We start from the raw sequence: 19,629 nt of genomic DNA, 5'->3' as shown, positions 1-19,629 counted from the left end.
TTCTTTTTATTCTCTCCGAAATCGTCCCATAACTTCAATTGCCTTTGTAATATGAACAAAAGCACCTGGATCTTGCTTACGGATGGCTTCTTTTGTTTCAGGTAATTCGTATTTTGTAATAACTGTGGTTAAAACCTTTTTTGGATGATGGGTATAAGCACCTTCTGCGTTTGTCATGGTAATTCCGCGTGGATGCAATTTTATTAAGGTTTCACTTAATTCTTTCCAGTTTTCAGTAACTATCGTAATCGTTAATTTTGTGTAATTTGTGTAAACAGTATCAACAGCTCGACCTGATGCGAATATGGCGAACAATGTGTAAAGCGTTTTATCAGTGCCAAACACAAATGCAGATGTAATTACAACCCCCAGATTCATGTATGTACTCAAATACCCAACAGATATATCCTTCTTCTTCGAAAGGATGACGCTAATAATGTCGAGTCCCCCACTGGAACCACCCAAACGAATAGTTGCGCCCACACATAATCCGAATAGAACTCCACCAAATATACATGACAACAGAATGTCATGGCTAAATGCATGGACGGGAATCATTTTCATTGCCAAGGAAAGTAGGAAAATTGAATAAATCGTTAAAAACATAAATCTTTTTCCTAGATGAAAGTACCCCAATATAAATAAAGGTATGTTGATAAGTAAGATGATCCAGCCAGTATTTAAGGGGATATACTGATGGATAATAATTGAGATTCCAGTAACTCCGCCTGTGAGTACTTTATAGGGAATTAGAAAACTATTTAAAGCAAAGGCCATAATAAAGGTTAGAATCGTAATAGCTAAGGTTCTTAGTAAGATTTGTTTCACTTTGATGCACCTCATATTCATTTCTAAGGATTAGTTTCTCCCATGTTGTAGTTTATATCGAAATAAGTGTGTTTGCTAGCAAAGATTCTGCAACAAACAAAATAAGAAAATTCATAATCATTCTATTTATTTTTTAGAAATTAAACAAATTATTTTTATTGATTTTAAATGGGATATACTATATATTAAAAAGTATAGCACATTGATAATTAATACATCATATATTGCATCTTTATTGATGAAAGGGGTGGACACTATTAAACTGACAAATCGACAGGAAGAAATTTTGCAAATTGTTAAAAGCAATGGACCGATTACGGGAAAACAAATTGCTGATAAGCTTTCACTCACACGTGCTGCTTTAAGACCAGATTTAGCTATTTTAACAATGGCAGGAAATCTTGATGCTAGGCCGCGTGTCGGTTATTTTTTCAACGAAGATCGGGAAATGGTGCTTCAAGCTAAAAAGTTTGTTCAGCAACAAGTAGCAAATTTCAAAGCACACCCTATTGTTATTCAGAAATCTACTTCTGTTTATGATGCGATTGTCCAGCTTTTTTTAGAGGATGTCGGTACCTTATATGCGATTGATGAAAATGGTTATTTAGCAGGTGTTATATCACGAAAAGATTTACTTCGAACGGCAATTGGCAATAAAAACCTTGAGAATTTGCCAGTTAGCGTTATTATGACAAGAATGCCAAATATTATCATGATAAAGCCGGAAGAAACGTTATTGGAAGCAGCAAACAAAATGATTATCAACCATATAGATTCACTGCCTGTTGTAAGGGAAGTTGATCAAATGCCACATACATATTTGGTCATTGGTCGGATTACAAAGACGACGATAACACGTGCATATCTTGAAATCAGTGAACAATAAGGGAGTGTGAGCGACTTTGAATCAGAAGGAAATAGTATATATTATCTCTGACTCCGTAGGGGAAACGGCAGAATTTGTTGTAAAAGCAGTGGCAACCCAATTTAATGGTGGTCATGTAGAAATTCGCCGCAATTCCTATGTAGAAGAGATTGAAGATATTGAGGATGTTTTAACTCTTGCTAAAAAGACACAATCAATCATCGCTTATACACTTGTCATTCCATTTCTAAAGGCATATTTGGATCATCGTGCTGCAGAAGAGGAAATCCATGCAGTTGATTTGTTAAATCCCCTCATGGATGCATTTATGCAGAAATTTAACAAAATGCCAAATCAGAAACCAGGATTATTACGCAAATTAGATGAAGATTATTTTCGAAAAATAGAAGCTATCGAATTTGCAGTGAAATATGATGATGGCCGAGACCCCCGTGGTGTTTTGCGAGCTGACATCGTTCTAATGGGAGTATCACGGACATCGAAAACGCCACTATCGATGTATTTAGCTCATCAACGTTATAAGGTTGCGAATGTTCCACTGGTTCCTGAGGTACCACCGCCAGATGAACTTTTCAAAATACCACGAAAAAATTGTATTGGATTGATCATCTCACCGGACAAATTAAATGCAATTCGTACGGAACGGCTTCGTGCCCTTGGGCTTGGATCCCAAGCAAATTATGCAAGTTTTGAGCGTATTTTGGAAGAATTAGATTATGCTGAAAAAATAATGAAGCGTGTTGGTTGTCCAATCATCGATGTTTCCAACAAAGCAGTCGAGGAAACGGCTAGTTTAATTTTAGATGTATTAAAGAAAAGAGAGGAGCATTAATATGCAGAAATTTGTTTATCTATTTAACGAAGGTAATAGCGATATGAAGGAACTTTTAGGAGGAAAGGGAGCTAATTTAGCTGAAATGACACGAATTGGTTTACCTGTCCCTTATGGTTTTACCATCTCAACACAAGCATGTAATGCTTATTATGAAACAGAAAAGACCATCCCAACGATTGTTGAAAATCAGGTATTAGAGGCACTAAACATTCTTGAGGAAAAAATGGGTAAGAAACTTGGCGACCCTGAAAATCCATTACTCGTTTCTGTTCGATCTGGAGCTGTTTTCTCAATGCCAGGGATGATGGATACGATTTTGAACCTTGGAATGAATGATGAAACTGTCGAAGGTGTTGCTAGGTTAACAAATAATGCGCGGTTTGCTTATGATTCATATCGCCGTTTTATTCAGATGTTTAGCAATGTAGTTCTTCAAATAGATGGTTTTTATTTTGAACAATTTTTAGAAGAAATCCGTGAGGAAAAGGGATATACAACAGACCCAGAATTGACTGCTGAAGACTGGCAGGAAGTTATTGCAGGCTATAAAGAAATTGTTATAAAACATACGCGCAAGGAATTTCCACAAGAACCTAAAGAGCAACTATTCCTTTCTATTAACGCTGTATTTGACTCATGGAATAATCAGCGGGCAATCGTTTATCGTCGCCTAAATAAAATTCCTGGCCATTTAGGTACTGCTGTTAATATCCAAAGCATGGTATTCGGTAATATGGGCAATGATTCGGGAACTGGTGTTGCCTTTACTAGAAATCCATCAACAGGTGAGTCTATTCTTTATGGAGAATATTTAATCAATGCCCAAGGGGAAGACGTTGTTGCAGGTATCCGTACACCTCAGCCAATTGCAACTTTAAAGGATGAAATGCCAGAAGTTTTCAAGCAATTTACAGCAACCTGTGATCGTCTTGAACAGCATTATTTAGATATGCAAGATATTGAGTTTACGGTTGAACGTGGAAAGCTATTTATTTTACAAACACGTACTGGAAAACGCACAGCACAAGCAGCAATTCAGATTGCAGTAGATATGGTTGAAGCAGGTATTATTGATAAAAAAACAGCTCTACTCCGTGTAGATCCTGATCAATTAAATCAACTTCTGCACCGCCGAATTGATGATACATTTATTCGCAAACAATTAGCAAAAGGATTACCAGCATCACCTGGTGCTGCAACAGGTAAAGTTGTATTTGATGCGGATGAAGCTGAACTTTTAGGTAATGATGGACAAAAAGTCATTCTTGTTCGCCCTGAAACAACGCCTGATGACATCCATGGTATCATTGCAGCCCAAGCGGTTGTTACAAGCCGAGGTGGAATGACAAGCCATGCTGCCGTTGTTGCAAGGGGTATGGGAAAAGCGTGTATCTGTGGATGTGAAGCTTTAAAAATTGATTTAAAAGCAAAACAATTCTCAATTGGTGAAACAATTGTCAATTACGGCGATATTATTACGATTGATGGGTCGACTGGTGAAATTATGCTAGGTGAAATTCCAATGATTGAGCCTGAACTTTCCGATGAGTTCCAGCTACTCCTTTCTTGGGCTGATGAAGTAAGAGAAATTGGCGTTCGTGCAAATGCTGATAACCCAACCGATGCTAAGAAAGCATTTGAATTTGGTGCAGGTGGAATTGGGTTATGCCGTACAGAACATATGTTTATGGACAGCACGCGAATCCCAATTGTTCAAAAAATGATTCTTGCAGATAACTTCGAGGATCGAATGGAAGCTCTTGACCAGCTATTACCAATGCAACAAGGTGATTTTGAAGGAATCTTTGAAGCAATGGAGGGACATCCTGTAACAATTCGCTTATTGGATCCACCTTTACATGAGTTCTTACCTGATAAAGAAGAACTCCTTGTAGAAGTAACAAAACTTCAAATTTTAGATCCAAATTCATCTGAATTGAAGAAAAAAGAGCAACTTCTTAAAAAAGTTCGCCAGTTAGATGAATTTAACCCAATGCTTGGCCACAGAGGCTGTCGTTTAGGGGTAATCTATCCGGAAATATATGAAATGCAAGCAAAAGCCATTTTTTATGCTGCTGCAAAATTAGCGGATAAAGGGATGGAAGTAAAGCCAGAAATCATGATCCCACTTGTAGGACATGTTAACGAATTAAAACAAATGCGCCAATTGGTTATTGATTCCGGAGAAAAAGTAAAAACCGAAACTGGCATAGAGACTGAATATACGATTGGGACAATGATTGAAATCCCACGTGCTGCCTTAACAGCAGACCAAATTGCAGCCGAAGCAGATTTCTTCTCATTTGGAACAAATGATTTAACACAAACAACCTTTGGTTATAGCCGTGATGATGCAGAAAGTAAATTTTTGCAAGCATATATTGAGCAAAAAGTTCTTCCAGAAAATCCGTTTGCAGTACTTGATCAAGAAGGTGTAGGTAAACTCGTAGAAATGGGAGTGAAGTTAGGTCGCCAAGCAAAACCAGGACTGAAAACTGGAATTTGCGGGGAACATGGCGGAGAGAAGAGCTCTATCGAATTCTGCTATAAAACAGGACTTGATTATGTAAGTTGTTCTCCATATCGTGTACCACTAGCAAGGCTTGCTGCTGCCCAAGCAACGATTCGAAATGTGAAGAATTAGGGAGCTTTTTAAAAAAAGGCTTAAAATTTGAAGGGACCTATGCTTAGTGCATAGGTCCCTTAGATTGTCGAGAAAGGAGTATTTTTCTCGGCAATTTTTATTTTGTTAGAATCGAAATTCCAAATTTATTGATTATCTCTGCAAATTGTCCTGTTGATTTCCGCTCCTGGCACTCGCTTTCCGCGGGGATGTCCTGGAGCCTCCTCATCGCCTTTGGCGCCTGCGGGGTCTCCAGTGACCTCTCTGTCCCGCAGGAGTCGAGTGCCCTCCGCTCCAATCAACAGGGGGCAAATCAACTTATCGTATTGCAACACACTTTTCTAACCTTGCTAGGTGTGTTGCAATCTTTTTTATATTTTGGCAGGATGCAGTAAAAAGAGCCTGATCACTTGCATTCTTCAATCCCCGTAACCGGCAATAGTGAAGCTCATGTAGCTCTTCCTGAGTCTGCGAAGCTTCGCTCAATTTTTTCCTTTCCAATTTATAAAGCATTTTTTATAAATATAACCAATAAACATGATTTTAAAAGGCTCTTTTCATAAAGATTGTTGCTATTGAGTAAAGCAAGGAATAATCTACCTTTTACGGTATTATATATGAAAAGCCTTATTTAGCTAAAGTGCAGAATAATTCAAAAATCATATCGAAGAAGATAGATAAGTAAAGGAGTTCATAATGAAAGAAATAGAGCGTTGTATTGTAATTGGAATCGCAGGCGGTTCTGGAAGCGGCAAAACCACCTTTTGTAGTAATTTGGCAAAGAACTTAGATGTATTAAAAGTTAAAACAATATCTACTGATGATTATTTTAGAGAGGCTAAGCCTAAAGTAAATGCTCCTTACAATGGGAAGGAATATGATGATTATGACCATCCAACTTCTGTGGATATGGATAGATTAATAAGAGATATTAATCATTTTATATCAGCAAAGACTTTTGATGTTATTATAGTTGAAGGCTTAATGGTCTTGTATTTTGAGGAAATTAGAGAAAAAATAGATTTGAAGATATTTGTTGATTGCCCATCAGATGAGAGATTAGTTAGGAGATTAAAAAGAGATATAAACGAACAAACCTTTGACGAAATCTCTTCAGCATATCTTGATTTAGTCAGGCATCGTCATAACGAGTTTGTTGAACCTACAAAATGGTACGCAGATTTAATCTTAAACGGTTCTATAACTCCTAATAAATCCTTAGATATAGTACGTAATTGGATATTAAATTAACAACATAATTTACTTATTCAAGGTATCGGGTGCTTTAACTGAATAAGGAATACAGCCGTTTCGTAAAAGAATGGCTGTTTTTTTATACTTCACGTAGGAAATTGACCGTAATACTATTTGAATTTTGGCAAGCACTGAGGAGCATTTGGTTTATCTGCTCTTTTTCCGCCATCTTCTTACTTTGCTGAAGGAAGCTGAACCAGTAGAGGTAGTTATCAAAATACTTCGTCGCCACTCCTTGGAACCTATCCATCTCTTTAGTCGTTTGTAATAGTTGTTGACGTTTTAAAGATGGTAGATACCTTTTTTGACATACTCCTCTTTGCTTGGTCCCTGAGGCTAAATCAAATGTTATAGCCCTTAAGCGAATTATTCTTTTTTTCTTTTTGGCTCTGTTAAAGGTAAATGTTGATATTTGATACCTGTCCGAATTCGTAATATTATTAGCATAAGAACAAGTATTCGGAGGAGGTTGTCAAGGTGTGCAAAGCGTTTAGCAACTTGTTAAAGTATATCAACAAATTACCGCATACCAAAAAAGAACAAGTTTACCAATAGGTTAAACGCTATGTTGACGCTTCATCCTCTGCTGGTGGTCGTTTAATCAATGAAATGAGGGAAACTCACTTCATTCAAGGATTTGAGTGTCCTCATTGTGCTTCCGACCACGTTGTTCGGTTTGGAAAATATAATGGTCGGCAACATTATCGCTGTAAATGTTGTAACAAAACCTTTACTGACACAACTAACACGGTTTTGTACCGTACTCGAAAAGGCAACGAATGGAATACTTTTGTTGACTGTATGTTCAATGGATATTCCCTGCGAAAATCGGCTGAAATCGTAGGGGTTGCTTGGGTTACGCTTTTTTATTGGAGGCACAAACTGTTAAACGCCTTAAAACAAGTGGATGTTGAACATTTTGAAGGTATCGTTGAAATTGACGAAACCTATTTTCTGTACTCTCAAAATGGGCAACGGGGCATTACTGAACGTAAACCTCGCAAACGTGGCGGAAAGTCCAAACATAGAGGAATAGGCCACGAACAGGTTTGTGTTCTCGTTGCCAGACACCGAACAAAAGCAACTGTCTCCAAGGTTGCCATTAAAGCACTAAACAGCATATAAAAGAATTTCTATTAACATCATTTGTATTTGAAATGACGGACACATATGACAGTTTACGAATGTCAAAATTCAATGTGTAACTCTTATTCAACTGAGTATTATATGAAGGAAAAGGATTGTCGTTTAGTGTGTATTTATCGTTAAGGGGTTGAATAAGTATGACAAAACTAAAATTTATCTTCCACACAGAACCAGACAAAGTTTTACCTGAATTGTTTGAAGAAGATTTAGTTGATATAGATTTTTGGTGTCGATTAGATATTCATATAAATGGTCAATCATTTTTTGAAAATTTTTCACCCTCATATTACGGTGATTCGTATTTTACTGAAAATTATATCAATCAGAGTGGGATTGGAGTACCTGTATTCCCTTTTATTCATTCTCTATTAGCTACTCCTAAAATGTTGAAAGTGAAAAAACAATACTTTTTACAAGATGACCAAACCAGTATAGAGCTTTGTGTTCTTTTGGATGAAAAAGAAGACATCGTTTCTTTTGCATCCTGTGTCAGAGATTGGGGAGAAGATAAGTATTATTGGTATGATGGAAAAAAGGTCTGCTTTCAAAAAGAAATGCCAATAACTGAGTATAATTCTATGAAGTATAACGATTTTGAAGAAGGATGCATCGAAAGTGTAGAAGTGTATATCCAATCTTTATTAAGAAAATACCCCGAAATTAATAAATATCCCTACTTTCCGAAAAACTTAAATAAAGAATAAGAAAACCCTTATAAATAGGGCTTTCTTAAAAATTCATGCAATTTATCAACATTAAAATTTAACAGAGCCTTCTTTTTAAACTCAATCATTTGATCAGGCAAAGCAGAGTTGATAGTATTTCTATAATTATTAATAGGGATTCGAATCACAAACTTTACTCCTGCATCTATTAGATAGGTAAAAAGTAACTGAATGAAAAATTAAAAGAAAGTGGATTAAAAAACGATTTTTGATAGAGGGTATCTTTCTATTGCTTCGCCACACCCGCTCACTTGCATTGCATTTTGTTATAATGGATTTGACTATCTTGTTGTTTTCAACTGATTTTATTTTATCCACCTGAGTTGATTGGAGCGGAGGGCACTCGACTCCTGCGGGATGTAGAGGTCGCGGGAGACCCCGCAGGAGCGAAGTGACGAGGAGGCTCACGGACCTCCCCGCGGAAAGCGAGTGCCCGGAGAGGAAATCAACGGGCAAAGTTATGGACCGAAAACAACAATTTATGCGGAAATTCTAAAAGTAATTGTTTATTTACACCATTTGGAAACGTAAGTTAATGACATTAGGGGAGATCTCGCAGGCGCATCAGCGCCGAGGAGGCTACCCGGCACGCTCGCGGAAAGCGAGCGCCTGGAGTGGAAATCAACAGACTTGTTTAAAATCCTATATACTAATATCAATATAATTAATTAACGCGGTGAAATATTAAACAATTTATATTTTTGGCTTGTTGTAAAACTGGATGATTCAGAGATTTTCAGCAAATACTATAAAAAATTTGATAAAAAGGTGATTTAATATGGGGGCAATTGAACGAAATGGTTATCAATTTATACCGGAATTTAGTGTGATTCAGCAAAAAGGCGCTATCCATGTCTATAACCGTAACCATTTTATCGAAGAAATTAAATTTGCGTTTTCTGGAAAATTTCCAGAGATTGATCAAATTGAAGAATTGGTTAATCACTATTGTGAAGATCATCAAATCTAAATTCATAAAACCGAATATTTGTTCGGTTTTTATTTTTTATGATAGAATAATGGTATTGAAAAATGTAAAGCTTGGGAATGGGGATATGATACTTGAATAAACTTTCTATTATTTACCCTCTGGCTATTGATCAAACAAAGAATAAAATATTCGAAGATATTGACCGTTATATCGGTGGTCGGGAGATGATTCCAACTTTCGAGGAATATTTGATAGATCGAAGCCATTATATTGAACAAATATGGATTAATGTGTGGTTAAATAAAGCAACAAATGATGTACCAAGGAAAGAGAAAAAGCAATTTATCAGAGAAAAAGGCTTTGAAGTAGAAGGGATTGACAAAAAGGTAATCAATAAACTGTTTAGAAATGAAATGAGAACGTATCGCCCTTTTGATGTCCTTTCCTGGTTAAAGGATACTTTTTCAGGGAGGGGGCATGTATGGGATGAGAGGCATCACAAGGCCCGATTGGAATTTCTCAAACAAGAAGAAACTTTTAAGCTTATTAAATTAAAAGAAGATATTCAAAATGAAATTGAGAAAATTAGCGATGAATTTGTTGAAGATAATATAGATCGTTTATATTTATATGTTAGACATTTTATTGCCACCCGTCTGGTAGATGACTTTCATAAAAAGGTAAAATTTCACCGTGAAGATGTATTTGCGCTCGAAGAAAAATTAGTCGAAGAAGGTTCCTTTGATCCCTCTTTATATACAACCATCTCTGACTTTTTTCTTGAACTAACTGGAAATATCCACAAGACTTTACACTGGGGGCGAGGCTACTTCGAATATGAAACCTATTATTATGAATACGAAAGGTTCATTGGAAAATTTCTATCGGAACTTTTACCAGAAAAAGTGCTAGATATGATAACTCCACACGTACGGGAGCAATTTGAGCTGACCTTCCACGAAAAAATTTCTCCGTCTTTCATTAGGTCTAGTATCGGTGAAATTCTTTATGGCCTTGAAACGGAATTTTTTGAAGACATCCAACAGGAATATGTTTCCGATCTACTAAATTTAGCTGAAGTCCCATTTAATGAAGCTGCACATCAAGAAATTTATGAACGGGATCTCAAAGAAAGAGAAAGGAAAAAAGAGCAAGAACTTGCAGAAATCAAACGAAAAGCAGAAGAAGAAGCACGAATAATGGATGAAATTTTTGGGCACGAATACAATCCATCTCCAGGACGAAAAATTAACTACGTTCTTCATATTGGTGAGACCAACACAGGGAAGACTCATCATGCCCTGGAACGGATGAAGGAGGCAAAAAGCGGATTATACCTAGCTCCACTTCGCTTACTGGCACTAGAAGTATTTGATAAATTAAACGGGGAGGGAACTCCATGCACATTAAAGACCGGTGAAGAAGAGAAAGTGGTTATAAACGCAAATCACATCTCCTCAACGGTCGAAATGTTTCATGAAAAAGATTTTTATGATGTTATTGTTATTGATGAGGCACAAATGATTACTGATAAAGATCGAGGTTTTTCATGGTATAAAGCCATTACGAAAGCAAATGCCAATGAGGTACATATTATTGGGAGTAAAAATGCAAAAACAATGGTGCTACAATTATTAGGAAACGCCAATATTGAAGTACATGAATATAGCCGTGAAACACCGCTTGAAGTAGAAATGAAGGAATTTAACATTAAGAAAATCAATAAAGGTGACGCATTGATTTGTTTTTCGAGAAGGCGCGTCTTGGAGACAGCGGCAAGGCTTCAAAACGATGGACACGCAGTTAGTATGATCTATGGTAGCATGCCACCTGAAACTAGAAAAAAACAAATCGAACAATTTAATGAAGGTAGGACAAAAGTTATTGTTGCAACAGATGCGATTGGAATGGGATTAAACCTGCCTATCCACCGGATTGTGTTTTTGGAAAATGAAAAATTTGATGGAACAAGAAGGAGGCAATTAACTTCACAAGAAGTTAAACAGATTGCCGGCCGAGCAGGAAGAAAAGGAATTTATAATGTAGGGAAAGTTGCATTTATTAGTGATATTAAAAACATGAAGCGGTTGCTTTTGCAAGAAGATGAACCCGTTCATACCTTTGCAATTGCACCTACAAATTCTGTCTTTGAGCGCTTTCAAAAATACTATCGAGATCTCGGTACATTTTTTGAACTTTGGGAGATGTTTAAAAGCCCAGAAGGTACAAAGAAAGCAACTCTCACAGAGGAGCGGGAGCTCTATAACATTATTCGCGACACTGATATTGAGGGAAGGCTATCGTTAATGGATCTTTATGGCTTTTTGCACTTGCCATTTTCCACTCGGGAGCCAAAGCTTATTAGTCAATGGGAACAAACAATGTTTGCGATAGTAAAAGATCAGGAACTTCCTGAACCTGAAATGAAAAAGAAAAGCCTTGAGGAACTAGAGCTGACCTATAAATCCATAGGGCTCCATCTCTTGTTCCTGTACCGGTTAGATCGAAGAACTGAGGCTCTCTATTGGGAACGAGTACGGGAAGAAATCAGTGATCAGGTCCACGAAAAATTAAAAACGGATGTAAAAAATTTCACGAAAAAATGTAAAAATTGTGGAAGGAAGATTCTATGGGAAAGTAGTTTTCAAATTTGCGATTCCTGCCATTCGGCTCGATATCGAAAGAGATTTGATGATGACTTCTCCAATTTTTAGGAAATGAACATAAGTTAAGTAGGTGGTATTCCTACTTAACTTTTTTTATATGTGAAAAACCAATAATTTTTGAGCCACAGTATAACAAATTGCTGGATGGCAATAGTAGGGTATTAGGGAATGAAAGATTTTGGAAGCTTGATTAACAATTATATGGAAGGTTGGAAGCAGGAATGAAAAAGAAATCGATTGTACTCCTTTTATTCATTTTCATTTTGGCTTTGGTGCCAACACTTCAAAGTCAAGAACCTTCTGTAAAAGCCATGGAAGACCAAGAAGCCCTACGAATAAAATTGAATCAGCTTTTAAAGAATGAGCCTGACCTAAACGGAGCCATCGCAGGAATCAGCATTCGTTCTGCTTCAGGTGGTCAAATCATCTACAGCCATTTTGGAGATGTCCGGTTGCGCCCAGCCTCCAATATGAAATTGTTAACAGCCGCTGCTGCTCTGTCTGTTCTGGGTGAGAATCATACCTTTTTAACTGAGGTTCTTACAGATGGTATGAAAAAAAAGAATACGCTAAAAGGAAATTTATATTTAAAAGGGATGGGAGACCCGACTCTTTTAAAGAAAGATTTCAATATGATGGCAGAAAACCTCAAAAATTCAGGTGTGAAAAAAATAAATGGAGACCTTGTAGGCGATGATTACTGGTACGATAATGTCCGCTATTCAATTGATTTGCCTTGGAGTGATGAATCCACTTATTACGGTGCGCAAGTGTCAGCATTAACTTCCTCACCGAATAAAGACTTTGATGCTGGAACCGTTATTATTGAAGTCTTGCCCGGAAAAAAGATTGGCGATAAAGCGTTCGCTAAAATTATTCCAAAATCTAATTATGTGAAAATCGTGAATAAAGTTAGGACAGTGGCACCAACTGAAAAAAAGAAAGTGACCTTTGATCGGGAGCACGGCAAGAATATAATTACAATTAATGGAATAATTCCAGTTAAGGCAAAAAAGTCAAGAGAATGGATTTCTGTATGGGATCCAACACGATATGCAGTAGTCCTATTTAAACAGTCATTAGCAAAGCAGGATATTAAAATAAACGGAAAAATAAAAATAGGAGTTACTCCCAAAAATGCTCAAGTCCTGACTTCTAATAAATCAATGCCATTATCAGCTCTTCTTATCCCATTCATGAAATTAAGCAACAATGGACATGCAGAAATACTGATAAAGGAAATTGGAAAAGTTTCAAAAGGAATGGGAAGTTGGGAGAAAGGACTATCGGTCCTGAAAACAGAACTAACTAAATTAGGAGTTAATCCAAAAACAATAGTTATCCGTGACGGTTCTGGGATTTCCCATGTTGATTTAATTCCACCTAATCAAATTTCGTATCTTTTATATTCCATTCAAAAAGAAAAATGGTTTCCATTCTATTTGAATTCATTACCAGTGGGAGGAAAAAACGAAAAAATGCTGGGGGGTTCACTAAGAAATCGATTCAAAAATTCGACTGTAGTAGGAAGGGTTCAGGCAAAAACAGGAACCATTTCTACCGTCAGTTCATTATCTGGTTATGTAAAAACAAATAGTGGACAAACGTTGATTTTTTCAATCTTATTAAATAATTTACTGGATGAATCAAAGGGAAAAAAGATAGAGGATAAGATAGTGGGTATTTTAGTTAATCAATAGGAGAGTAAACAAGCTGTATCGTTAAGGTACAGCTATTAATATCGGCAAATATGTCATGCATTTTTGTTAGATATTCTTATTTATACGAGCTATTTGTAAGAAAATCTTGCATTTTAATCTAAATGTTGGAGCCAATTGTGGTCAAAAAGCCTGTATAATAAATAGAAATGATAGATTTTCAATTGAATAGATTCTATCACGAAAGGATTTTTACAATGGAAAGAGTAACTGCAATTTCTCTATTAAATGTGATTGGTGAATTGCTGATGGATGAAACTTCAATCGCTATTTCAAATGACAAGGAATTTATCTATTACCAACCTAGTAAACGAATTGATCTGAAAATCAAACCTGGGGATCCCGTTAAAGAAGGAACGATAACACATAAAGCCTTAATGCAACAGCAAAAGGTTTCTGAATTTATTAGTCGAGATGTATACGGAGTTCCTTATCGTGGGATGGCAGTTCCGTATTTTAATGATGGAGAATTGAAGGGGTGTATAACATCGATTTTTCCAACGCTCACTGATGCAAAATCTGTTGTGACGTTGAAAATTAATGATGGTTGGATTCCAATTCCTTTTTCAAATGTCATGTACGTCGAGGCAAAGGATCGAAAGACCTACGTACATGGGGAAGATATTATTGGCACCCATAAGTTTCCACTAAATGATTTTGAATTTCTTTTACCAAAAGACTTTTTTGTCCGCTGCCATCGTTCATATATTGTAAATGTCCATTATATAAAGGAAATTTACCCTGACACCCATTCAACATTTGTTCTGCTTATGAGAAATAATAATCGGATTCCTGTAAGCCAATCATATTCAGCTCATTTCAGAAAATTGCTCGGATTCTGAATATTCTATTTCATGCTTGTATCCTTCCGTTTCATCCTTATATTTTCTAATTCTGTCCTAAATTACCTATTGTGAAGCTAGAATCGCTTACAATAGTGAATGGGGTATAATGTTATGAAAGGGTGGGGGAAAATGGAAAATAAGTTACTGCGTATTAAAAATGAGAGCTTACGTGAACGAGTTGTTTCAGCAGAAGAGGCAGCATCTTGGATTGAAGATGGTATGACCTTAGGACTAAGTGGATTTACTAAAGCAGGAGATGCAAAGGCAGTTCCTTTAGCATTGGTAAAACGGGCTGAAAGTGAACCTATTAAAGTAAATATTTTTACAGGTGCTTCACTAGGGGCAGATATTGATAAAATTATGGCTGAAGCAGGTATTATTAACAAACGTTTGCCATTTCAGGCAGATGCAACAATGCGTAAAAAAATAAACTCTGGAGAAATGCTATTTACTGATATACATTTATCACATGTGTCTGAATTGGTTCGTTCAGGTATTCTACCAATTGACATTGCTATCGTGGAAGCAGTTGCCATAACTGAAGATGGGATGATTGTTCCAACAACTTCAATTGGGAATTCTATGGCTTTTGTTCAACATGCAAAAGAAATTATTGTTGAATTAAATACTTTACAACCTGAATCATTTATTGGAATTCACGACTTGTATGCTCCTGGACCTCAAGGGGATCGTGGCCCAATTCCTTTAGTAAAACCTGATGATAGAATTGGAACTATTGGAATCCCAGTAGACATGAATAGAATAAAAGGTATTGTCCTAACAGAGTATCAAGATTCACCATCAACAATTGTTCCACCTGATGAAGAAACCCTTGTAATGGCAAACCATTTAATGAACTTTTTACGAAATGAGATTGAAGTTGGTCGATTGACTCCTGAACTTATGCCATTACAATCAGGAATTGGTTCTGTGGCAAACGCTGTATTAGATGGTATGGTAGATTCAGAGTTTACTAATTTAACAGTTTACTCCGAAGTACTACAAGATGCTGTATTCGACCTAATGGATGCAGGTAAAGTGAAATTTGCATCCTGCTGTTCGATCACATTGTCTGAAGAAAAAATGGAAGCGGTTTACGGAAATTTCGATAAATATCGTGATAAAGTGGTGCTTCGCCCGCAGGAAATTTCCAATCACCCAGAACTCATTCGTCGTATGGGATTGATTGCAATCAATACAGCATTAGAAGCTGATATTTACGGAAATGTCAATTCAACTCATGTACTTGGTACACATATGATGAATGGACTTGGCGGATCTGGTGACTTTGCTAGAAATTCTCGTTTAGCCATCTTTGTCACAAAATCGATTGCAAAAGGCGGAAAAATTTCAAGTATTGTTCCATCTGTTTCACACACTGATCATACTGAGCATGATGTAGATGTTCTCGTTACAGAGCAAGGGTATGCAGATTTGCGTGGCTTAGCTCCAAGAGAGCGCGTTGGACTCATTATTGAAAATTGTGTCCATCCATCATACCGTGAGCAACTAAGGAATTATTATGAAGAGGCACTAACAAGAGGCGGTCAAACTCCGCATGTTCTTGAAAAAGCTTTATCATGGCATGTTAATTTTGCTAAGAATGGAACAATGTTGCAAGAAACTTTGCAAGCTGCCAACGAAACAAAATAAATGCCATTTGAATTTTTAAAAATAGACAGGAGATTCATTCTCCTGTCTATTTTCTATTCCATCATAGAATAAAGATCGATTGTTTCTTAGTAAGAATTGAGCAATGTAAGTTAGTTTTGTTACTTAATATGATAATATAAGAGTTAATTTTTAAGAATTTATGAGGTGTGAAAATGAAAATCGAAGTTTGGTCAGATTTTGTTTGTCCTTTTTGTTATATCGGAAAGCGTCGTTTAGAGGAAGCACTAGCTCAATTCTCCTTTAGAGATCAAGTAGAGGTAGAATTTAAAAGCTTTGAGCTTGATCCCTATTCACCAAAGTATAATGGAAAAAGTATTCATGAAGTTTTAGCAAAAAAATACGGGATGAGCCTTGATCAAGCAAAACAGGCTAATCTCAATGTGGGTCAGCAGGCAGCAAATGTGGGGTTAACCTTTCATTTTGATTCGATGAAGCCAACAAATACATTTGATGCCCATCGGTTGACTAAATTTGCAAAAACCCTCAAAAAAGAAGGAAAAGTTACTGAAAAACTCCTTTATGCGTATTTTAGTGAATCTCAGGACTTAGGTGATCATAAAACATTAGCAGAAATAGCCGTAGCAGCAGGAATTGACCGCGAAGAAACGTTAGCAGTCCTGCAGGACCAGTCAGCTTTTGCAAATGAAGTTCGTTTAGATGAAGCAGAAGCTAGGAAATATGGCATCAGTGGTGTACCCTATTTTGTTTTTAATCAAAAATTTGCTATCTCTGGTGCACAACCAACTGAAATGTTTTCAAATGCTCTCCAAAAAGCTTGGCAGGAGGAATCAGCTACGCCAATACTGAAGGTTTTATCTACTGAAGGTACAGAGGATGCAAGCTGCTCAGATGGGAATTGTATAATACCAGATAAGAAAAAGTAATAATTAGGAAAAAGCTGTGTTGTTCGGAAATAAGTAGTTCCTTTTTTGTGGAGAAACATTTCAAATAGCCTAGGAATAAGCATATCAATTAACATACAAATTGGTATGCTGTTTTTTATTGGAATAAGAAAAAGTCTTCAAATAATGTTCTTTAAAATTTGTCTATTGATTTCCGCTTTAGGTGCTTGCTTTCCGGGGGGCGTTCGTCGAGCCTCGTCGCAAGCTCCTGCGGGGTCTCCCCTGTAACGCTAATCCCCCAGGAGTCAGCACCCTCCGCTCCAATCAATAAGGCGTCAAAGGCAAAAATGAGTTTTAAAAATAGGCGATGTAAAAAAGGTAAATTACTGCATTATTTGGGGGGATTGTCTTTCAATAAGGTCATGAACAACCAAAATCGGTCGAGCATCATCAAAAAGGGCATTCATCAGGGTCATGAACGACCAAAATCGGTCGATCATCATTAAAAAGGTCTTTCATCAAGGTTATGAACGACCAAAAGTGATCAGTCATCATTAAAAATGGCGTTCATCAGGGGCATGAACGACTTAAATTAATCGAGCACCATAAGAAAAACTGGGAATAACCCGTAACAGGTTCCGTTACCTATCGCAAACATTAAAAATGTAAATTAAAATGAGTGCCAAATTGTATATGAATTTGTCACTCATTTTTTTATGATGTAAAGCTTTTTGTGCAGAAATTACACTAAAATTTGTATAGGAAAATTCACACCAAATTGTAGTGGTACACTGGCTGTTGTACTACTACAATTTAACCAACATTTTGATATACAAATCCTTATACAAAAAATGATTAGACTGGAAGTTAAGTCTAAGTATAATTGGATATTTATGTTCAGATGAAATAAAGTTTGTGAATAAACGCACTTAAGGGATAGGTTAGCTTAAAAAGGATCAGATGGAACACTCAACCTTTTACTATAGTGGCTATTTATGACCATGCCTTTTTTAGAAGCTTAACGCCTAACTGTATTTCACCGCAAGTTAGATGGCTAAATCCTAGCTTAATAATTGGTTCATCTGATTGATTCTTAACAAAATAAATAGAGGTAGGATAAACTTTCACCCCATATAAAGAAGCTTGCTGAATTAACCATTTTTCTGAAAGATCTAAATGCAATTTTACTAGTAAGTATAAACCAGATTCTTCTCCAATAATGGTTATATTTTGCTTGAATTGCTTCTTTAATTCTAAAACAAAGCACTGCATTTTTCGCTTATAGACAAGTCGCATTCTTTTAAGATGACGTATCCATTCTCCTTTTTCCATAAACTTTGCCATTGTAAGTTGGCTATGGAGGGAAGTCATACTATCGAAATTAATATATTGCTTTTTATAAAGATCTAGAAGATTCTGTGGAAGTACCATATAACTTAGACGAATTCCTGGAAGGAATGACTTTGAAAAATTCCCTATATATATAACCCTAGTAGAATCTATAGAAGCAAGTGCTGGCAATGGTTTTTGCGAATACCGGAATTCACTATCATAATCGTCTTCGATAATATAGCCTTTCAATTTGTTAGCCCAATGGATAAGCATCTGTCGTTGTTGAATGGTCATACTTACCCCTATTGGACTTTGATGGGAAGGAGTTACAAAGATTAACCTTGACATCATATCTTCTAATTTTGAAAAATCAATACCTGTTTCATAAACTGGTATTGTTTCAAGTGCTAAACGATGGAATTGAAAGGCCTTCCTAGCTCCATCAAATCCTGGGTCTTCTACAATTATGCTTGAATATTCATCCTTTAATATGTGTACAAGGTTAATCAACATTTGTTGGGTACTACTGCCGATTATTATGGAATCTGGATGTGTTTTAACACCACGAGATTGCAATAAATAAGTAGCTATTTGTTCACGTAAGCAGTCTTCACCGAATGGTTCCCCGTATTGATAGCTCACCGTTAATGTTAAAACGTGATTAGCAATTTTTCTCCAAGTTTTCAGAGGAAAATTGTTTTGATCGACGGCTCCTGCTCGGAAATCTATTATCACAGGTGTTACCGATTTTGTTTCCTTTTTATCTGTAGGAATTGAAACATTTTGAAATAACATTGGCTCCAATTCGTTAACAAAATATCCTTTTCTCCCTTCACCACGGATATAACCTTCAGCTACAAGTAGCTCATATGCCATTAACGTCGTATTTCTGCTTACTTGAAGGGATTCTGCAAGTTGACGAATAGAAGGCAATTGATCGTTAGTTTTTATGTCACCCTTCTCAATAAATACTTTAAATTGTTCATAAATTTGTTTGTATTTAGGGGAACCTTCTCTAAAAGCAAATATTGTATTTTTCATTAACTACCACCTTTGACATGTATATTTTTATATAATTGTACCTTTTTAGATGTCAGATTGCATTATACAATAGCATTGTTAGTTTTCAAAAGAACAATGGGGGAACTCGAACGTGATAATTTTTTAATTTAAATTTTTCATTAATTTTTCTTAATTTGTTTGCTTCACTGATTATTATTTACGTTAAGATCCATTCAATTAAATTTTTCAACATTCCATGACAATTGAGTACACAATACGATTAACTATTTCGACAGCAATGATAATATTTCTAGTTACAGGA

At 36.3% G+C, this 19,629-nt stretch carries 13 protein-coding genes and 3 pseudogenes; 12 read left to right on the top strand and 4 right to left on the bottom strand.

The window, feature by feature from the left end; translation table 11 throughout:
• Positions 1-6: 6 nt before the first annotated feature.
• Positions 7-828 carry a YitT family protein gene (locus tag RCG20_RS02270; RefSeq protein ID WP_308182612.1) on the bottom strand — a complete coding sequence of 274 codons (822 nt, stop codon included), beginning with the start codon at positions 826-828 and terminating at the stop codon, positions 7-9.
• 238 nt (positions 829-1,066) lie between these two features.
• On the opposite strand from RCG20_RS02270, the gene RCG20_RS02265 reads away from it, so the two are divergent.
• The 3 genes from RCG20_RS02265 to ppdK are packed head-to-tail and all read left to right on the top strand — an operon-like array spanning position 1,067 to position 5,193.
• On the top strand, positions 1,067-1,714 hold the full coding sequence (locus RCG20_RS02265; protein WP_308184269.1) for a transcriptional regulator CcpN: 648 nt from the start codon (positions 1,067-1,069) through the stop codon (positions 1,712-1,714).
• Positions 1,715-1,730: 16 nt separating this feature from the next.
• Entirely contained in the window at positions 1,731-2,546 is an 816-nt protein-coding gene (locus tag RCG20_RS02260; protein WP_308182611.1) for a pyruvate, water dikinase regulatory protein, read from the top strand.
• A 1-nt stretch (position 2,547) separates the two neighbouring features.
• Complete coding sequence (gene ppdK, locus RCG20_RS02255) at positions 2,548-5,193, top strand: pyruvate, phosphate dikinase (protein WP_308182610.1); 2,646 nt, start codon at positions 2,548-2,550, stop codon at positions 5,191-5,193.
• A gap of 297 nt (positions 5,194-5,490) precedes the next feature.
• On the opposite strand, the pseudogene RCG20_RS02250 reads toward ppdK, so the two are convergent.
• A pseudogene (locus tag RCG20_RS02250) lies at positions 5,491-5,668 on the bottom strand (transposase); the annotation flags it as partial.
• Positions 5,669-5,868: 200 nt separating this feature from the next.
• Here RCG20_RS02250 and RCG20_RS02245 point away from each other — a divergent pair.
• Entirely contained in the window at positions 5,869-6,423 is a 555-nt protein-coding gene (locus tag RCG20_RS02245) for a uridine kinase family protein (RefSeq protein WP_308182609.1), read from the top strand.
• An 82-nt stretch (positions 6,424-6,505) separates the two neighbouring features.
• Here RCG20_RS02245 and RCG20_RS02240 read toward each other — a convergent pair.
• Positions 6,506-6,762: pseudogene (locus RCG20_RS02240) on the bottom strand (IS1595 family transposase); the annotation flags it as partial.
• A gap of 141 nt (positions 6,763-6,903) precedes the next feature.
• Here RCG20_RS02240 and RCG20_RS02235 point away from each other — a divergent pair.
• From RCG20_RS02235 to RCG20_RS02200, 8 genes and pseudogenes are all read left to right on the top strand, one after another.
• A pseudogene (locus RCG20_RS02235) lies at positions 6,904-7,631 on the top strand (IS1595 family transposase).
• 78 nt (positions 7,632-7,709) lie between these two features.
• On the top strand, positions 7,710-8,276 hold the full coding sequence (locus RCG20_RS02230; RefSeq protein ID WP_308182608.1) for a hypothetical protein: 567 nt from the start codon (positions 7,710-7,712) through the stop codon (positions 8,274-8,276).
• Positions 8,277-9,075: 799 nt separating this feature from the next.
• Positions 9,076-9,267, top strand: coding sequence for a YbxH family protein (locus RCG20_RS02225; protein WP_308182607.1), 192 nt, complete (start codon positions 9,076-9,078; stop codon positions 9,265-9,267).
• A gap of 92 nt (positions 9,268-9,359) precedes the next feature.
• A complete protein-coding gene (locus RCG20_RS02220) occupies positions 9,360-11,942 on the top strand; it encodes a helicase-related protein (RefSeq protein WP_308182606.1) in 2,583 nt (860 codons plus the stop codon).
• 173 nt (positions 11,943-12,115) lie between these two features.
• Complete coding sequence (gene dacB, locus RCG20_RS02215) at positions 12,116-13,594, top strand: D-alanyl-D-alanine carboxypeptidase/D-alanyl-D-alanine endopeptidase (protein WP_308182604.1); 1,479 nt, start codon at positions 12,116-12,118, stop codon at positions 13,592-13,594.
• 215 nt (positions 13,595-13,809) lie between these two features.
• Positions 13,810-14,454, top strand: a complete 645-nt coding sequence (locus RCG20_RS02210; protein ID WP_308182603.1) for a LytTR family DNA-binding domain-containing protein — start codon at positions 13,810-13,812, stop codon at positions 14,452-14,454.
• Between the two features lie 132 nt (positions 14,455-14,586).
• Positions 14,587-16,110, top strand: a complete 1,524-nt coding sequence (locus tag RCG20_RS02205) for a succinyl-CoA:acetate CoA-transferase ScpC (protein ID WP_308182601.1) — start codon at positions 14,587-14,589, stop codon at positions 16,108-16,110.
• Between the two features lie 173 nt (positions 16,111-16,283).
• Complete coding sequence (locus RCG20_RS02200; protein WP_308182600.1) at positions 16,284-17,015, top strand: DsbA family oxidoreductase; 732 nt, start codon at positions 16,284-16,286, stop codon at positions 17,013-17,015.
• A 951-nt stretch (positions 17,016-17,966) separates the two neighbouring features.
• Here RCG20_RS02200 and RCG20_RS02195 read toward each other — a convergent pair.
• Positions 17,967-19,346, bottom strand: a complete 1,380-nt coding sequence (locus RCG20_RS02195) for a MocR-like pyridoxine biosynthesis transcription factor PdxR (RefSeq protein ID WP_308182599.1) — start codon at positions 19,344-19,346, stop codon at positions 17,967-17,969.
• Positions 19,347-19,629: the final 283 nt, after the last annotated feature.

This window comes from Neobacillus sp. PS3-40, from assembly GCF_030915485.1.
In the GTDB taxonomy this organism is placed as follows: domain Bacteria; phylum Bacillota; class Bacilli; order Bacillales; family Cytobacillaceae; genus JAUZPL01.
This window is presented reverse-complemented; position numbering and strand designations above follow the sequence as displayed.

What these genes read in the sequence shown, in the direction of transcription:
- RCG20_RS02225 (WP_308182607.1), top strand. Translation starts at nt 9,076, where the DNA reads ATGGGGGCAATTGAACGAAATGGTTATCAATTTATACCGGAATTTAGT.
- RCG20_RS02195 (WP_308182599.1), bottom strand. Translation starts at nt 19,346, where the DNA reads ATGAAAAATACAATATTTGCTTTTAGAGAAGGTTCCCCTAAATACAAA.
- ppdK (WP_308182610.1), top strand. Translation starts at nt 2,548, where the DNA reads ATGCAGAAATTTGTTTATCTATTTAACGAAGGTAATAGCGATATGAAG.
- RCG20_RS02245 (WP_308182609.1), top strand. Translation starts at nt 5,869, where the DNA reads ATGAAAGAAATAGAGCGTTGTATTGTAATTGGAATCGCAGGCGGTTCT.
- dacB (WP_308182604.1), top strand. Translation starts at nt 12,116, where the DNA reads ATGAAAAAGAAATCGATTGTACTCCTTTTATTCATTTTCATTTTGGCT.
- RCG20_RS02265 (WP_308184269.1), top strand. Translation starts at nt 1,067, where the DNA reads ATGAAAGGGGTGGACACTATTAAACTGACAAATCGACAGGAAGAAATT.
- RCG20_RS02205 (WP_308182601.1), top strand. Translation starts at nt 14,587, where the DNA reads ATGGAAAATAAGTTACTGCGTATTAAAAATGAGAGCTTACGTGAACGA.
- RCG20_RS02200 (WP_308182600.1), top strand. Translation starts at nt 16,284, where the DNA reads ATGAAAATCGAAGTTTGGTCAGATTTTGTTTGTCCTTTTTGTTATATC.
- RCG20_RS02210 (WP_308182603.1), top strand. Translation starts at nt 13,810, where the DNA reads ATGGAAAGAGTAACTGCAATTTCTCTATTAAATGTGATTGGTGAATTG.
- RCG20_RS02230 (WP_308182608.1), top strand. Translation starts at nt 7,710, where the DNA reads ATGACAAAACTAAAATTTATCTTCCACACAGAACCAGACAAAGTTTTA.